12 protein-coding genes and 1 pseudogene are annotated in these 13216 nt (G+C 73.4%); 1 reads left to right on the top strand and 12 read right to left on the bottom strand.

Annotated features, from left to right (window positions below; translation table 11 throughout):
• Window positions 1–29: 29 nt before the first annotated feature.
• The 10 genes and pseudogenes from lepB (ABZ836_RS21160) to ABZ836_RS21115 form a co-directional block, all read right to left on the bottom strand.
• Complete coding sequence (gene lepB, locus ABZ836_RS21160) at window positions 30–812, bottom strand: signal peptidase I (RefSeq protein WP_361144335.1); 783 nt, start codon at window positions 810–812, stop codon at window positions 30–32.
• A 260-nt stretch (window positions 813–1072) separates the two neighbouring features.
• Window positions 1073–1927, bottom strand: a complete 855-nt coding sequence (lepB, locus tag ABZ836_RS21155) for a signal peptidase I (RefSeq protein WP_356136167.1) — start codon at window positions 1925–1927, stop codon at window positions 1073–1075.
• Window positions 1878–2890 (bottom strand): annotated as a pseudogene (gene lepB / locus ABZ836_RS21150) (signal peptidase I); the annotation flags it as partial. The gene lepB (ABZ836_RS21155) and the pseudogene lepB (ABZ836_RS21150), both read right to left, overlap by 50 nt.
• Window positions 2883–3785: a signal peptidase I gene (lepB, locus tag ABZ836_RS21145; protein WP_361144332.1), complete on the bottom strand. Its 903-nt coding sequence runs from the start codon at window positions 3783–3785 to the stop codon at window positions 2883–2885. The pseudogene lepB (ABZ836_RS21150) and the gene lepB (ABZ836_RS21145), both read right to left, overlap by 8 nt.
• Window positions 3786–3830: 45 nt before the next feature.
• Complete coding sequence (rplS, locus tag ABZ836_RS21140; protein WP_123763339.1) at window positions 3831–4181, bottom strand: 50S ribosomal protein L19; 351 nt, start codon at window positions 4179–4181, stop codon at window positions 3831–3833.
• 135 nt (window positions 4182–4316) lie between these two features.
• Window positions 4317–5150, bottom strand: coding sequence for a tRNA (guanosine(37)-N1)-methyltransferase TrmD (gene trmD, locus ABZ836_RS21135; protein WP_361144329.1), 834 nt, complete (start codon window positions 5148–5150; stop codon window positions 4317–4319).
• The gene (rimM, locus tag ABZ836_RS21130) at window positions 5150–5734 is read right to left on the bottom strand and encodes a ribosome maturation factor RimM (protein ID WP_356136161.1); all 585 of its coding nucleotides are present in this window, start codon (window positions 5732–5734) and stop codon (window positions 5150–5152) included. Before rimM ends, trmD begins: the two co-directional genes overlap by 1 nt.
• Window positions 5735–5924: 190 nt before the next feature.
• Complete coding sequence (locus ABZ836_RS21125; protein ID WP_108954184.1) at window positions 5925–6164, bottom strand: RNA-binding protein; 240 nt, start codon at window positions 6162–6164, stop codon at window positions 5925–5927.
• A gap of 2 nt (window positions 6165–6166) precedes the next feature.
• Entirely contained in the window at window positions 6167–6595 is a 429-nt protein-coding gene (gene rpsP / locus ABZ836_RS21120) for a 30S ribosomal protein S16 (protein WP_151775467.1), read from the bottom strand.
• Between the two features lie 234 nt (window positions 6596–6829).
• Window positions 6830–7429: a hypothetical protein gene (locus tag ABZ836_RS21115; RefSeq protein WP_108954186.1), complete on the bottom strand. Its 600-nt coding sequence runs from the start codon at window positions 7427–7429 to the stop codon at window positions 6830–6832.
• 587 nt (window positions 7430–8016) lie between these two features.
• On the opposite strand from ABZ836_RS21115, the gene ABZ836_RS21110 reads away from it, so the two are divergent.
• Entirely contained in the window at window positions 8017–8865 is an 849-nt protein-coding gene (locus tag ABZ836_RS21110; protein ID WP_356136158.1) for an SAM-dependent methyltransferase, read from the top strand.
• 155 nt (window positions 8866–9020) lie between these two features.
• On the opposite strand, the gene ffh is transcribed toward ABZ836_RS21110, so the two are convergent.
• Both ffh and ABZ836_RS21100 read right to left on the bottom strand, forming a co-directional pair.
• Entirely contained in the window at window positions 9021–10574 is a 1554-nt protein-coding gene (gene ffh, locus ABZ836_RS21105) for a signal recognition particle protein (protein WP_356136156.1), read from the bottom strand.
• Window positions 10575–10705: 131 nt separating this feature from the next.
• Complete coding sequence (locus tag ABZ836_RS21100) at window positions 10706–13198, bottom strand: [protein-PII] uridylyltransferase (protein WP_361144323.1); 2493 nt, start codon at window positions 13196–13198, stop codon at window positions 10706–10708.
• Window positions 13199–13216 lie beyond the last annotated feature (18 nt).

The raw sequence follows: 13216 nt of genomic DNA, 5'->3' as shown, positions 1-13216 counted from the left end.
CGGTACCGCTCGCCGCGGCTCCCGGCCGGTCAGCCGGCGGCGCCCGCGCCCCGGCGCCGGGCCAGCGCCCCCGCCACCGGTCCGTAGGCGGCTCCGGCGAAGATCATCACCGCTCCGGCCACCGCCATGGCCGTCTGAAGGGGCAGGGGTCCCTGCGGGGAGGGCTCGTCGCCCAGCGCGCGGAAGCCGGGGGCGGGCTCGATCATGCCGTCCATGGGCCACACCACCGCGTCCACGCGGCCCTTCACGGCCTTCCGGGACACCGTGCCGGCGGCCTTCTCGGCGAGGTGTGCGGTGGAGTCCAGGGAGCCCGTGCGGTCGTCACCGAGCAGGAACAGCCGTCCTTCGGGCACGGTGACCTCCGAGAACGAGGCCGTCGCGGCGAACGGGTCGTCGCCCACGTACGGCTCGTCGATCCGCTCGCCGTTCACCGTGAGCCCGCCCCCGGCACAGCAGGCGACGGTGTCGCCGCCGACCGCGACCACGCGCTTGATCAGCGGGGCGTCCGCCCAGTTCTCCTGCTCGAACACCACCACGTCACCGCGGCGCACCTCGGAACCGTCCACCCGCTCGGCCAGCACCCGGTCGCCGGCGGCGATGGTGGGGTGCATCGAGGCGGTGGGCACGGTGAACGGCATGTAGACCAGCGCCGCCCAGCCGAAGCCGCCGAGGAACAGGACGGTGCCCAGGGCGACCACCAGGCCCGAGAGCCGCTGCCCCAGCCGTCCGCCCGCGGGAGCACCGCTTCCGGCGCCTCCGCCGCGCCTCGCCACGGCCGTGTCGGTACCGCTCGTACCGCTCTCGCTGCTCATGGCCCCGCACCCTACCCGTCGGTACGCGGCTCGGGCACCCCCCGGCGAACAGCCCCGCGACGGCCACGGCCCGCCGCTCCGGGGCCGGAGGGGCGGGCCGTTCACGTCCGTCGACGAGTCCCAGGCGGTCCGGGCGGAAACCGGCGGCACGGGCACGGGCACGTGCACGGCCCCGGGCACGGGCACCGACGCGGACACCTGGCACCGACGCGGACACGGGCGCGGGCGCAGCGGGCCGCGCGGCCCGCTGTGCGGCGGCGCTACTTGTCGAGCGCCGGCTGGTCGAAGGTGTCCGGCACCGGCAGCGTGCCCCAGCGGTCGATCGGCCAGGCCTTCACCACGGCCCGCCCCACGACGTCCTCCACCGGGACCATGCCGTTGTGGGCGTCGTCCTGGTTGTAGCGGGAGTCCTTGCTGTTCTGGCGGTGGTCGCCCATCACCCACAGGTAGCCCTCGGGCACCTTGACCTTGAACTGGCCGGCGTCGTCGTTGCTGCAGGGGGTGTTGCCCGGGAAGACGTACGGCTCGTCGAGGGCGACGCCGTTGACGATCAGGGGCCCGTTGCCCCGGCACTCGACGGTGTCCCCGCCGACGCCGACGACGCGCTTGATGAGGTCCCGCTCCTCGGCGGAAGGCATCAGGCCGACCCAGGTGAGGACCTGCTGGAAGGCGTTGGGCTGCTCCACCGGCTGGCCGGCCAGCCAGTTGTCCGGGTCGTGGAAGACGACCACCTCACCGCGCTCCGGCTCCGAGCCGAACCACGGGGTCAGCTTGTCCACCAGCACCCGGTCGCCGCGCTGCAGCGTGTTCTGCATGGAGTCCGAGGGGATGGAGAACGCCTGCAGCAGGAACGTCTTGATCAGCAGCGCCAGCACCAGCGCGATCACGATCAGCAGCGGGAGTTCCTTCCAGAACGACCGCATCTGCTGGTTCGAGCCGCCGCGCCGTGCGCGCCTGCCCTCGCCCTCGCTGTGGGCGTCCGCCGGACCGCCCGGTCCCTCGGGGTCGCTGCCGGGCGTCACGCCCTCGCTCCGGTCCTGCGGGTCGGGTTCCGGGGAACGCCTCCGCCACCCGTCGCCGCCACCGGAACGTGCGCCAACCGCCGCATCCCCCACACCGAACTCCTCACTCCGTACCGCCGCCCGCCCGCTGCCCGGCGCGGGCCCACCACTCCCTTAACGAGCGGGAGTTCCCCAGGGCTCGGTGGTCGCCGGAATCCGTTGGTCCGTCTCGCCCGGCCTGCCGGCCCTCGGGTGCTGCCACCCTATGCGAGCCGGGCCCCGGGCCGCCTACCCCCCGTCGGAGGGTCCGACGGACGCGAAGGTCTCCGGCCTGGTCAGCCGCGTCCAGTGCCCGATCGGCCAGGCCACCGCAACGGCCCGGCCCACGACCAGGTCCTCGGAGACGGCGCCGCCGTGGGGCCCGTCCAGGTGGACCCGGGAGTCCGCGGAGTGCGAGCGGTGGTCGCCCATCACCCACAGGCTGCCCTCCGGCACCGTCACCTCGAAATGCTTCACGGAGGGCTCGTCGCCCGGGAACAGGTAGTCCTCGTGGAGGGGCGTGCCGTTCACCGTCATCCTGCCGGTGTCGTCGCAGCAGACCACCCGGTCGCCGCCGACGCCGACCACGCGCTTGATCAGATCCTGCTCGTCGGCCGAGGGCATCACGCCCACGAAGGCCAGGCCCTCCTTGATCCGGCGGGTCACCGCGGACTCGCCGGTGATCTCGGCGACCTCCTCGGCACGCAGCCAGCCGCCGGGGTCGCGGAACACCACCACGTCGCCCCGCTCCGGCTTCGCGCCGAACCACGGGGTGAGCTTGTCCACGATCACCCGGTCGCCGATCCGGATGGTCTGCTCCATGGAACCGGAGGGGATCACGAAGGCCTGGAACAGGAAGGTCTTGAGCAGCAGCGCGATCGCCAGCGCCACGCCGCCCAGCAGGGGTATCTCCTTGAGCACCGCCCGCCGTCGGCGGCGCTGCACCTTGCGGCGCAGCCGGCGGCGCTCCGCGCGCCCCAGCGGAGGTGTCGCCTCCGCTCCCCCGCCGCCCCCTTGCGGGCGTCCGCGCCTACCCATGGGCCCCGTCCGGCGCGGGGACGCCGGTGTAGGCGCCCGAGGGTTCGATCCCCGTCCACCGCCCGGCCGGCCAGACGATCCAGTCGGCCCGCCCGGTGACGTCCTCCACGGAGACCATGCCGCCGCCCGGCGAGCCCAGGTGGTCCCGGGAGTCGCTGGAGGCGGCCCGGTGGTCGCCCAGCACGAACAGCCTGCCGTCCGGCACCACCACGTCGAACCGCACCGCCGACGCCGCGTCGCCGCCGAGGAACGCGGACTCGTCCACCGCCCGCCCGTTGATCCGCAGGCGCCCGTCCCGGTCGCAGCACACCACGCGGTCGCCGCCCACGCCCACCACCCGCTTGACGAAGTGGCCGTCGCCGAAGCCCTCGGCGTCCTGGAAGACCACCACGTCCCCGCGGGCGGGTCCGTCGCCGAGGCGGTAGGCCAGCTTGTTGACCAGAACCCGGTCGCCGGTCCGCAGGCCGGGCTCCATGGAGGTGCTGGGGATGGTGAACGGCTGTGCCACGAACAGGGTCATCAGCAGCAGGAAGACCAGGCAGGACCCCGCCGTGAGGGTGAGGCTGCCGCCCGGCAGCCAGTCCCGGAGCCGGCCCCCACCGCCCTCGCCCTCGCTCTCGACGCCGCCGTCGCCCTCGCCCGCGCTCTCGCTGCCGCCGTCGCCGTCGCCGTCGCCCTCGCTCTCGACGCCGCTCGCGTCACCCGCGTCGGCGTCACCGTCCGCCGCCGCGAGCGCGCCGTCCCCGCCCTCCTCCGGCGTGGCGTCCTGGTCGCGCCGGGCGTCCCCGGGAACAGCGAAGCGCGACCGCGCCTCCCCGGACCGCGGCCGAGGGGAATCCTCGGGCACGTGCGGGGAGGAGCGGTCGCGCTCCAGGTGCTGTGCTTCGGTGTCCATAGGGGGCAGATGCTATCCGGCCCCCGGGACGACACCCGCGCGAGATCAGTTCTCGCGCTTCTCCTTGATCTTCGCGGCCTTGCCGCGCAGCTCACGGAGGTAGTACAGCTTCGCGCGACGGACGTCACCGCGGGTGACCAGCTCGATCTTCTCGACGATCGGGGTGTGCACCGGGAAGGTGCGCTCGACGCCGACGGAGAACGAGACCTTGCGGACCGTGAAGGTCTCGCGGACACCGGCGCCCTGGCGGCGGATGACGACGCCCTTGAACTGCTGCACACGAGAGCGGTTGCCCTCGATGACGCGGACGTGGACGTTGACGGTGTCACCCGGGCGGAAGGCCGGGATGTCGCTGCGCAGCGACGCGGCGTCGACGGAGTCGAGCAGGTGAGACATTTCGTCTGCTTTCTTCGCTGATGCCACAGGTCACCAACGGGAGCTAGGTTTCATCGGAAGACGTCGTCGTGACCGGAACGCCGCGCCGTGTCCCCCTGTGGCAGGGGCGCACGCCGGGCCACGCACAACAGCCGCCTATTCTTCCACGTCTTCGACGCGGCGCCAAAACCGCCCGTACGGCAGACCCTGGGGGTCGGGCGCCCAGCCCAGGATGGAGAGCATCTCCCGGTCCTTCTTGTCGAAGGCCTCGGGGCGGGTGCGTTCGATCAGGTCGGGCCGGTGCGTGGTGGTGCGGCGCAGCGCCTCGTCGCGGCGCCAGCGGGCGATCTTCCCGTGGTGGCCGCTGAGCAGCACGTCGGGGATGCCGCGGCCGCGCCACTCGGGCGGCTTGGTGTGGACCGGGCCCTCCAGCAGGTTGGCCATGGCGCCCGGGGCGAAGGAGTCGTCGCGGTGCGACTCGGCGTTGCCCAGCACGCCGGGCAGCAGCCGGGCCACGGCCTCGGTGATCACCAGCACCGCGGCCTCGCCGCCGGCCAGCACGTAGTCGCCGATGGAGACCTCGTACACGGGCACGCGGGTGGCGTACTCGTCGATCACCCGGCGGTCGATGCCCTCGTAGCGGGCGGGGGTGAAGATCAGCCAGGGCCGCTCGGACAGCTCCACGGCCACTTCCTGGGTGAACGGCCGGCCGCTGGGCGTGGGCACGACCAGCACCGGGCCGGAGGCCCCGGCCTCGTAGCCGTCGCCGACGATCTGGTCCAGTGCCTCGCCCCACGGCTCGGTCTTCATGACCATGCCCGGACCGCCGCCGTAGGGGGTGTCGTCGACGGTGTTGTGGCGGTCGTAGGTCCAGTCCCGCAGGTCGTGGACGCCGACCTGGAGCCGTCCGCGGGCCCGGGCCTTGCCGACCAGGGAGACGTTCAGCGGTTCCAGGTACTCCGGGAAGATGGTGACGACGTCGAGACGCATCAGGCCTCGTCCCGCTTCCGCTCCTCGGCGGACTCCCCGCCCGCCTCCGCGTCCCGGGCGGAGGCGACCTCGGCCCGGTCGTCGATCAGGCCGGGCGGCGGGTCGATGACCGCCCGCTGCTCCTCCAGGTCGATCTCCACCACGATCTCCTGCACGAACGGCACGTAGACCTCGCTGCCGTCCTCACGCTCGACCACGAACAGGTCCTGGGAGGGCAGGTGGGAGATCTCGGTGATCCGCCCCACCGCCTCGCCGTCCACGGTCACCACGTCCAGGTCCATGAGCTGGTGGTCGTAGTACTCGTCCTCCTCCTCCGGCAGTTCGTCGGGGTCGACGTCCGCGATGAGGAGGATGTTGCGCAGGGCCTCGGCGCCGGTGCGGTCCCGCACGCCCTCGAAGCGCAGCAGCAGCCGGCCGCTGTGCACCCGGCCCGTCTCGATGGTCAGGGGACCGGCCGAGGCCGGGTCGGTGGCCAGGACGGCGCCGGGCGCGAGCCGCAGCTCCGGCTCGTCGGTACGTACCTCGACGGTGACCTCGCCCTTGATGCCGTGGGCGCGGCCGATCCGTGCGACTACCAGCTGCACTGTGCTTGCTCTCCTGGATCGGGACTACGGGTGAAGGACTGCGGGTGACGGACCGCGGGCGGGTCCGCGCACCCGGACCGCGGGCCGGGACCGGGGATCCGGACCGCCGGCCCGCAACGACGGGCGGCAACGACGTCGGGCCGGGGAAGGCCCCGAAGGCCTTCCCCGGCCCGAGCCGGTGTTGCGTGTGTCAGCGGACGTCGTCCACGTCGACCAGGTCGACACGGACGCCGCGACCGCCGATGGCGCCCACGACGGTACGCAGGGCGCGTGCGGTGCGGCCGTTGCGGCCGATCACCTTGCCGAGGTCGTCCGGGTGGACCCGGACCTCGAGCACGCGACCGCGACGCAGGTCACGGGAGGCGACCTGCACATCGTCAGGGTTGTCGACGATGCCCTTCACGAGGTGCTCGAGAGCCTCCTCGAGCATGCTCAGGCCTCGGTCGACTCAGCCGGAGCGGACTCGGCGGCGGCCTCGTCCTTCTTCTCGGCCTTCTTCTTCTGGGTGATGGCCTCGCCCTTGCCCTCGTCGTCGCCACCGAGAGCCTCGAAGGACGGACGCGCGGGCTTCTCGGCACGCTGCAGCAGCGGCGCCGGGGCGGGCTCGCCCTTGAACTTCTGCCAGTCGCCGGTCTTCTTGAGGATGGCGAGAACCGGCTCGGTCGGCTGGGCGCCGACGGACAGCCAGTAGGCGACACGCTCGGCGTCGACCTCCATCACCGACGGGTTGTACGTCGGGTGGTACTTGCCGATCTCCTCGATCGCACGGCCGTCACGGCGGGTGCGGCTGTCGGCGACGACGATGCGGTAGTGAGGCGAACGGATCTTGCCCAGACGCTTCAGCTTGATCTTGACTGCCACGGGAGTGGAATCTCCTGGATTTGACGTGGTGGGCGCGACGGAAAGCCGCGTGGGGTTGCGGCACCGAGTGCCCGATGGACGCGTCAGCCGGAGGAGAGAGGGGTCCTGTGCGACTGTCGAGTACAGCTGGCCATTCTGCCACACGACCGGGCCTGGCTCCGAATGGGGGCATACGAGGCCCGCACGGGTCCGGCGTCCACGATGCGCCGGCTCCGCGCGGGCCCCGCGCGCGCCTCAGCTCGCCGCGGCCAGCGGCTCGGGCTCGGGGATCCGGAAGGGCTTGCCGCAGCCCCCGCACACGATGGGCGCCTGCGCCAGGACGGAGGGGACCACGCGCACGTTCCGGCCGCAGTCGCAGACGGCCTTGACCCGCACACCTCCCCCCGAGGATCCGTGCCGTGCCGCGGGACCCCGGAAGGTGCCGGCCGTGTCCGACGCCACGGCCGCGTTGTGCGCCTTCAGGGCACGCTGCAGTCGCTCGATCGTGGGCCGGTACCGGCGCTTCGCCTCGGGCTTGAGCGTGACCAGGGAGAAGCCGCTGCTGGGATGCGGCTCCTCCGAGTGGTCGAGCCCGAGCTCCTCGGCGATCGCCAGGAACCTGCGGTTGTGGTAGCGGCCGGCCCGCGAGGTGTCGCGGATCCCGCGGGCGGCGGCGATGCCATGGACTGCCTCATGGAGGAGTCGCTCGAAGGAGAGTTCGTGTCCGCAGGCGGACGACGACTCCCCGATCAGGGATTCGGGCGCGGCCAAGTCCGGCAGCTCGGGATGGTGCCGTTGAATGTCGGCCCATGCCTGCGCCAGCTCGGCGGCGAGAACAGGTGGTGTCGTGCTCACGTAATGACAACGACGCCGGAGCCCTCTGTGTTCCTATTCCGGGGCATCTCAAATAATTTGCACGTACCCGTCAGTTAACCCTGATGCGTCCGGACGAGGACGGGTGCGCTGATCTGCGCAGAAGCCTGACGTCTCACCACAAGGCGGTACGTAGCCACCTGTACGCACCGGGCGGTACCGGCGCACGAACGGTCCCCGTGCGCCCCCGCGCGCGCACCATCTTGGCGCGATTCCGACGTGACGGGAGGTTACTACCCGTACTGCCGGAGCCTGCCGCCGGGTCCCGGTTCGCGAGCCCCCGGCGGCCGTCCTGGGCTTTCACCGGCGGCACGGCGAGCACTCCCCGTCCTTACCGACGCGCCACGGCCGCCTCCGGTTGCCCCGCGGGTTACCGGTATGTGAAATCTCGCCGTATACGCCCGCATCCGGCATTGCGGTGTCCACATGCCCTGGACGCCACGGCCTCGGAGCAGTTACCTGGCATACGGGGGGAAGCCGGGGCACACCACGGGGGCGCGGCGCACACGACGGCCACGCACGCACGGCCGGACAGACAGGCGGCAACCTTTCGGCGACAGGGGCGCTACATGACATCCACTCTCGTACGACGTCACCCTCCCCATGCGGCCCGGACCACGGGCGCCGACCCGAGGTCCCGGGCCCGGGACTGGTCCGAGATCCAGGAACGCATGCTGGTCCCTCTCTACGAGGCCGTCCACGAGCGGCTGGGCGTGGGGCCCGGCACCCGGCTGCTGGGGCTGGGTTGCGGCTCCGGCCTGGCGCTGCTGATGGCCGCGGGCCGCGGCGCCGACGTCACCGGCGTGGAATCCGACTCACCCGAACGGCTCAACCTGGCGCGGGAACGGCTGACGGCCGACGGCGGGAGCTCCGCCGCCGGGCCCGGCGCACGGCTGACGGACCGCGCCGACCGCGCGCCGGCCCGTGCGGACGCGTACACGGTGGTGACCGCGCTGGAGCCGATCGGCTGCCGTACCGGCGACGCCGACGCGCTGCTGGCCCGGCTGCGCGAGGCGGCCCCGCTCGCCGAACGGGGCGCGGCGGTGGTCCTGACGGGCTGGGGGCCGCCGGAGCGGTGCGCGACCACCGGAGTGCTGCGGGCCGCGGCGCGGGCGGCGGAGGCCTCCCCCGCGCCGGGGAGCTGGCGGGCGACCGGTCGGGACGACCTGGAGGAGGTGGCGCGGCGGGCCGGTCTGGTCCCGGACGGCTCCGGCCGGGTGTCCTGCCCGTTCGGCTACGCCGGGGTCGACAGCGCGGTGCGCGGGCTGTGGTCCACCGGCCTGTTCGACGCGGCCGCCGCCACCGACCGCACCCAGGTCGACAAGGAACTCCGCGAGGCCCTGCACCCCTACCGCAGGCCGGACGGCACGGTCTGGATGCCGAACGTCTTCCGCTACCTGGTGGCCCGCACCCGGTAGTCCGCGAGAACCCGGACCCGGGAACACGCGACCGGGAACACGGGCCCGAGAACACAGCCCCGGGAACACGGCTCAGGGAGCACCGACCCGGGAACACGGAGGCCGGGCGGTCCCGTGAGGGATCCGCCCGGCCTCCGCCACCGGTTCGCGGCAGGTCAGCCCATGAACTTCTTGAACTCGTCCGGGAGCTCGAAGTCCTTGGCGCCCTGCTGCGGCAGGCCGAAGGCGTTGCCGCCCTGCGCCGCGGCCTCGCGGCGCTGGGCCTCCTCCAGCTCCTGCTGCTTGCGCTTCATCGGGTTGCCGGAGCGCTGCTTGCCCTTGGCCTTCTTCTGCTGCTTCTTCTGCCGGCCGGCGCCGGGGCCGCCCATGCCCGGCATCCCCGGCATGCCCGGGACGCCGCCGCCCTGGGCCATCCGGGACATCATCTTGCGGGCCTCGAGGAACCGCTCGATCAGGTTCTTCACCGCGCTGACCTCGACGCCGGAGCCCTTGGCGATACGGGCGCGGCGGGAGCCGTTGATGATCAGCGGGTCGTTGCGCTCGCCGGGCGTCATCGACTTGATGATCGCCGCGGTCCGGTCGACGTCGCGCTCGTCCAGGTTGTTGATCTGGTCCTTGATCTGGCCCATGCCCGGCAGCATGCCGAGGAGCTTGGAGATCGACCCCATCTTCCTGACCTGCTCCATCTGGGACAGGAAGTCGTCGAGGGTGAACTCCTGGCCCTTCTTGGAGGCCAGCTTGGAGGCCATCTTCTCGGCCTCGGCCTGGTCGAAGGTCTTCTCCGCCTGCTCGATCAGGGTGAGCAGGTCACCCATGTCGAGGATGCGGGAGGCCATCCGGTCCGGGTGGAAGGCGTCGAAGTCGTCCAGCTTCTCGCCGTTCGACGCGAACATGATCGGCTTGCCGGTGATCGACGCGATCGACAGGGCCGCGCCACCGCGGGCGTCGCCGTCCAGCTTGGAGAGCACGACGCCGTCGAAGCCGACGCCGTCGCGGAATGCCTCGGCGGTGTTGACCGCGTCCTGACCGATCATCGCGTCGACGACGAAGAGGATCTCGTCCGGGCTCACGGCGTCCCGGATGTCGGCGGCCTGCTGCATCATCTCGGCGTCGATGCCGAGGCGGCCGGCGGTGTCCACGATGACGATGTCGTGCACCTTGGCGCGCGCGAAGTCGATGGAGTCCTCGGCGACCTTCACCGGGTCGCCGACGCCGTTGCCCGGCTCCGGTGCGTAGACCGCGACGCCGGCGCGCTCGGCCACCACGCTGAGCTGGTTCACGGCGTTGGGGCGCTGGAGGTCGGCGGCGACGAGGAGCGGGGAGTGGCCCTGGTCCTTCAGCCACTTGCCGAGCTTGCCGGCGAGGGTGGTCTTGCCGGCGCCCTGGAGACCGGCGAGCATGATCACGGTCGGCGGGGTCTTGGCGAACCGCAGGCGGCGGGTCTCACCGCCGAGGATGGTCACCAGTTCGTCGTTGACGATCTTGATGACCTGCTGGGCGGGGTTCAGCGCCTTCGAGACCTCGGCGCCGGTGGCGCGCTCCTTGACGCTCTTGATGAAGGAGCGCACGACCGGGAGGGCGACGTCCGCCTCGAGGAGCGCGATGCGGATCTCGCGTGCCGTGGCGTCGATGTCCGCCTCGGAGAGCCGGCCTTTCCCGCGGAGGTTTTTGAAAGTCGCGCTGAGGCGGTCGGAGAGGGTATCGAACACGGCGCTCGTCGGTCCTCGGTGTCGGGGGCGGATGAATGTGGTGTCCAGGGTATCCGCCCCGAACCCGTACCGGTCCCTGCCGGTGCCTCCCACCCGCGCACGGTCGTCACGCGGTTCGGCGCGCGCCGGGCTCAGGCGGTGCGGAGGGCCGTCTCCAGGTGGCGGGCCACGGTGGTGGCGGCCTCGGGCGCGAGGGGGGCGCCCTTGGTGTCGGTGACGTAGAAGCTGTCGACGACGTTGGCGCCGAGCGTGCTGACGTGCGCGCTCCTCACCCGCACCTCCGCCGCCTCCAGCGCCCGCCCGATCCGGTGCAGCAGTCCCGGCGCGTCGTGCGCCCGGACCTCGATCACCGTCGCGTGCCGGGACGCCGCCGCCGCGACCGTCACCTGTGGCGGCGCCGGTACCGCACCGCGCCTGCGCGGGTAGGCCGCGTCCCGCTCGGCGAGCCGCGCCGCGATGTCCAGCGAGCCGTCCAGCGCCCGTACCAGGTCGGCCCGCAGCCGGGCGGCCTGCGGCAGCGAGCCGTACTCGGCGGCCACCCGCCAGTCCAGCAGCAGCACGGACGCCCCCGCCGCGACGTCCGGCAGTTCCAGCGTCCGCAGTTCCGCGGTGCGCACGGTCAGCCGGTGCAGGGCGAGCACCCCGGTGACCGCAGGCAGCACCCCGCCGCGGTCCGGCACCGCGATCCGCAGCTCCACCCCCAGCGGTTCGGGCTGCTCGGCGTCCTCCGCGGCGGCGTCGCGCCCCGCGCCCTCCTCGCCGTCCGCACCGGTCCCGCCGGTCTCGGCCTGGGCCCGCAGGGTCAGCACCGGGCCGTCCGTGACGACCGCCTCGACCGCGAGCCGTTCCTGCTCGGCGGTGGGCGCGGCGTCCTCCGGCTCGGCGGGCGTGCCGCCGGCCAGCGCAGCGGAGACCCGCCCGACCAGGTCGGCGACGAGCGAGGCCCGCCAGGACGACCAGGCGGCCGGACCGGTGGCCAGCGCGTCGGCCTCGGTGAGGGCGTGCAGCAGTTCCAGCGTGTTCTGCGAGCCGACCGCGTCGGCGACGAGCTGGATGGTGGCCGGGTCGTCGAGGTCGCGCCGGGTGGCGGTCTCGACGAGCAGCAGGTGGTGCCGGACCAGGGTGGCCAGCACGGCGACGTCCTGCCGGTCGAACCCGATCCGGGCGGCGACGTCCCGCGCGATGGTCTCGCCGGCCACCGAGTGGTCGCCGGGCCAGCCCTTGCCGAGGTCATGGAGCAGCGCGGCGACCAGCAGCAGGTCGGGCCGGCCGACCCGGCGGATGTTCCGGGAGGCGCGGACCGCGGTCTCGATCAGGTGGCGGTCGACGGTCCAGACGTGGACGGCGTTGCGCTGCGGCCGGCAGCGGACGCGTTCCCAGTCGGGCAGCAGCCGGGTGATCAGTCCTTCGGCCTCCAGCGCGTCCCAGACGCCGACGGTGGCGGGCCCGGAGCCGAGCAGGGTGACGAGTTGTTCACGGGCCTCGGCGGGCCAGGGCACCGGCATGGGCGCCGTGTCGGCGGCGAGACGGCGCACCGCGTGCCGGGACAGCGGCAGGCCCGCCTCGGCGGCGGCCGCGGCGGCGCGCAGCGGCAGGACGGGGTCGCGGTCGGGGCGGGCGGCACGGGCGAGGCCGACCTCGCCGTCCTGTTCCACCACGCCCTCGGCGAGCGGGCTGCGCTCGGGTGCGGGCCGGCCGCCGCCCAGCAGGGCGCGCAGCCTCGGGCGGGTGGAGCGGGCCCGCAGCACCCGGCCGACCTCGCGCCAGGTGACGTCGCCCGCGTAGGAGATGACGCGGGCGGCCTCGTAGACCTGGCGCAGCAGGATGTCTGCGTCGAGGAGGCCGAGGCGGTCGGCGACCTGGTCCTGTTCCTGGAGGGAGAGGCGGTCGGTGGCGCGCCCGGTGGTCAGGTGGAGGGCGTCGCGGACGTCGAGGAGGGTGCGGCGGGCGGCGTCGAGGCCCTCGCGGGGGGCGTCGGCCAGCCAGGAGGCGGCGACGGCGCGCAGCGCGGTGGCGTCGCGGAGGCCTCCGTGGGCCTCCTTGAGGTCGGGTTCGAGGAGGAACCGGAGTTCGCCGGAGCGCGCGGCCCGCTCGGCGCAGAGCTCGCGGAGTTCGGGGAGGCGCCGGGGGGCCTGGTTGCGCCAGTCGGCGAGGACGGTGGTGCGCAGGCCGGTGGTGAGGGTGAGGTCGCCGGCCAGGTGGCGGGCGTCGAGGAGGCCGAGCTGGACCTTGAGGTCGTCGGCGGCGGTGCGGCGCGCCTCGGCCGGGGTGCGGACCGAGTGGTCGAGGGCGATGCCGAGGTCCCAGACCGGGTACCAGAGCCGGTCGGCGACGGCGGCGACGGCGGACGGGTCGGAGCCGTCGTGCAGGAGGAGCAGGTCGAGGTCGCTCCGGGGGGAGAGTTCCCCGCGGCCGTAGCCGCCGACGGCGACCAGGGCGATGCCCCGGGCGGTGGGCGCGGCGGCGGCGAACAGGCCGGCCAGCCACCGGTCGGTGAGGCCGGCGAGCGCCTTGCGGCGCGACGGCCCGGACCGGGCCTCCTCCTGGAGGAGGCCCAGCCGGGCCGCCGCGTAGCCGCCGGGTCCCGAGTTCTCGGTCTCTTCACGCGTGTCCGTGCTCGTCACCCGGCGACTCCTGTTCCT

This window comes from Streptomyces sp. NPDC047130 (assembly GCF_040643475.1).
In the GTDB taxonomy this organism is placed as follows: Bacteria; Actinomycetota; Actinomycetes; order Streptomycetales; family Streptomycetaceae; genus Streptomyces.
The sequence above is the reverse complement of the archived record's forward strand: the minus strand, read 5'-3'. Positions and strand labels throughout refer to the sequence as shown.

Excerpts from the sequence above, each read along its gene's own strand:
- ABZ836_RS21110 (WP_356136158.1), top strand. The coding sequence starts at position 8,017 with ATGACATCCACTCTCGTACGACGTCACCCTCCCCATGCGGCCCGGACC.
- rplS (WP_123763339.1), bottom strand. The coding sequence starts at position 4,181 with ATGTCTCACCTGCTCGACTCCGTCGACGCCGCGTCGCTGCGCAGCGAC.
- ABZ836_RS21125 (WP_108954184.1), bottom strand. The coding sequence starts at position 6,164 with ATGCTCGAGGAGGCTCTCGAGCACCTCGTGAAGGGCATCGTCGACAAC.
- trmD (WP_361144329.1), bottom strand. The coding sequence starts at position 5,150 with ATGCGTCTCGACGTCGTCACCATCTTCCCGGAGTACCTGGAACCGCTG.
- lepB (WP_361144332.1), bottom strand. The coding sequence starts at position 3,785 with ATGGACACCGAAGCACAGCACCTGGAGCGCGACCGCTCCTCCCCGCAC.
- lepB (WP_361144335.1), bottom strand. The coding sequence starts at position 812 with ATGAGCAGCGAGAGCGGTACGAGCGGTACCGACACGGCCGTGGCGAGG.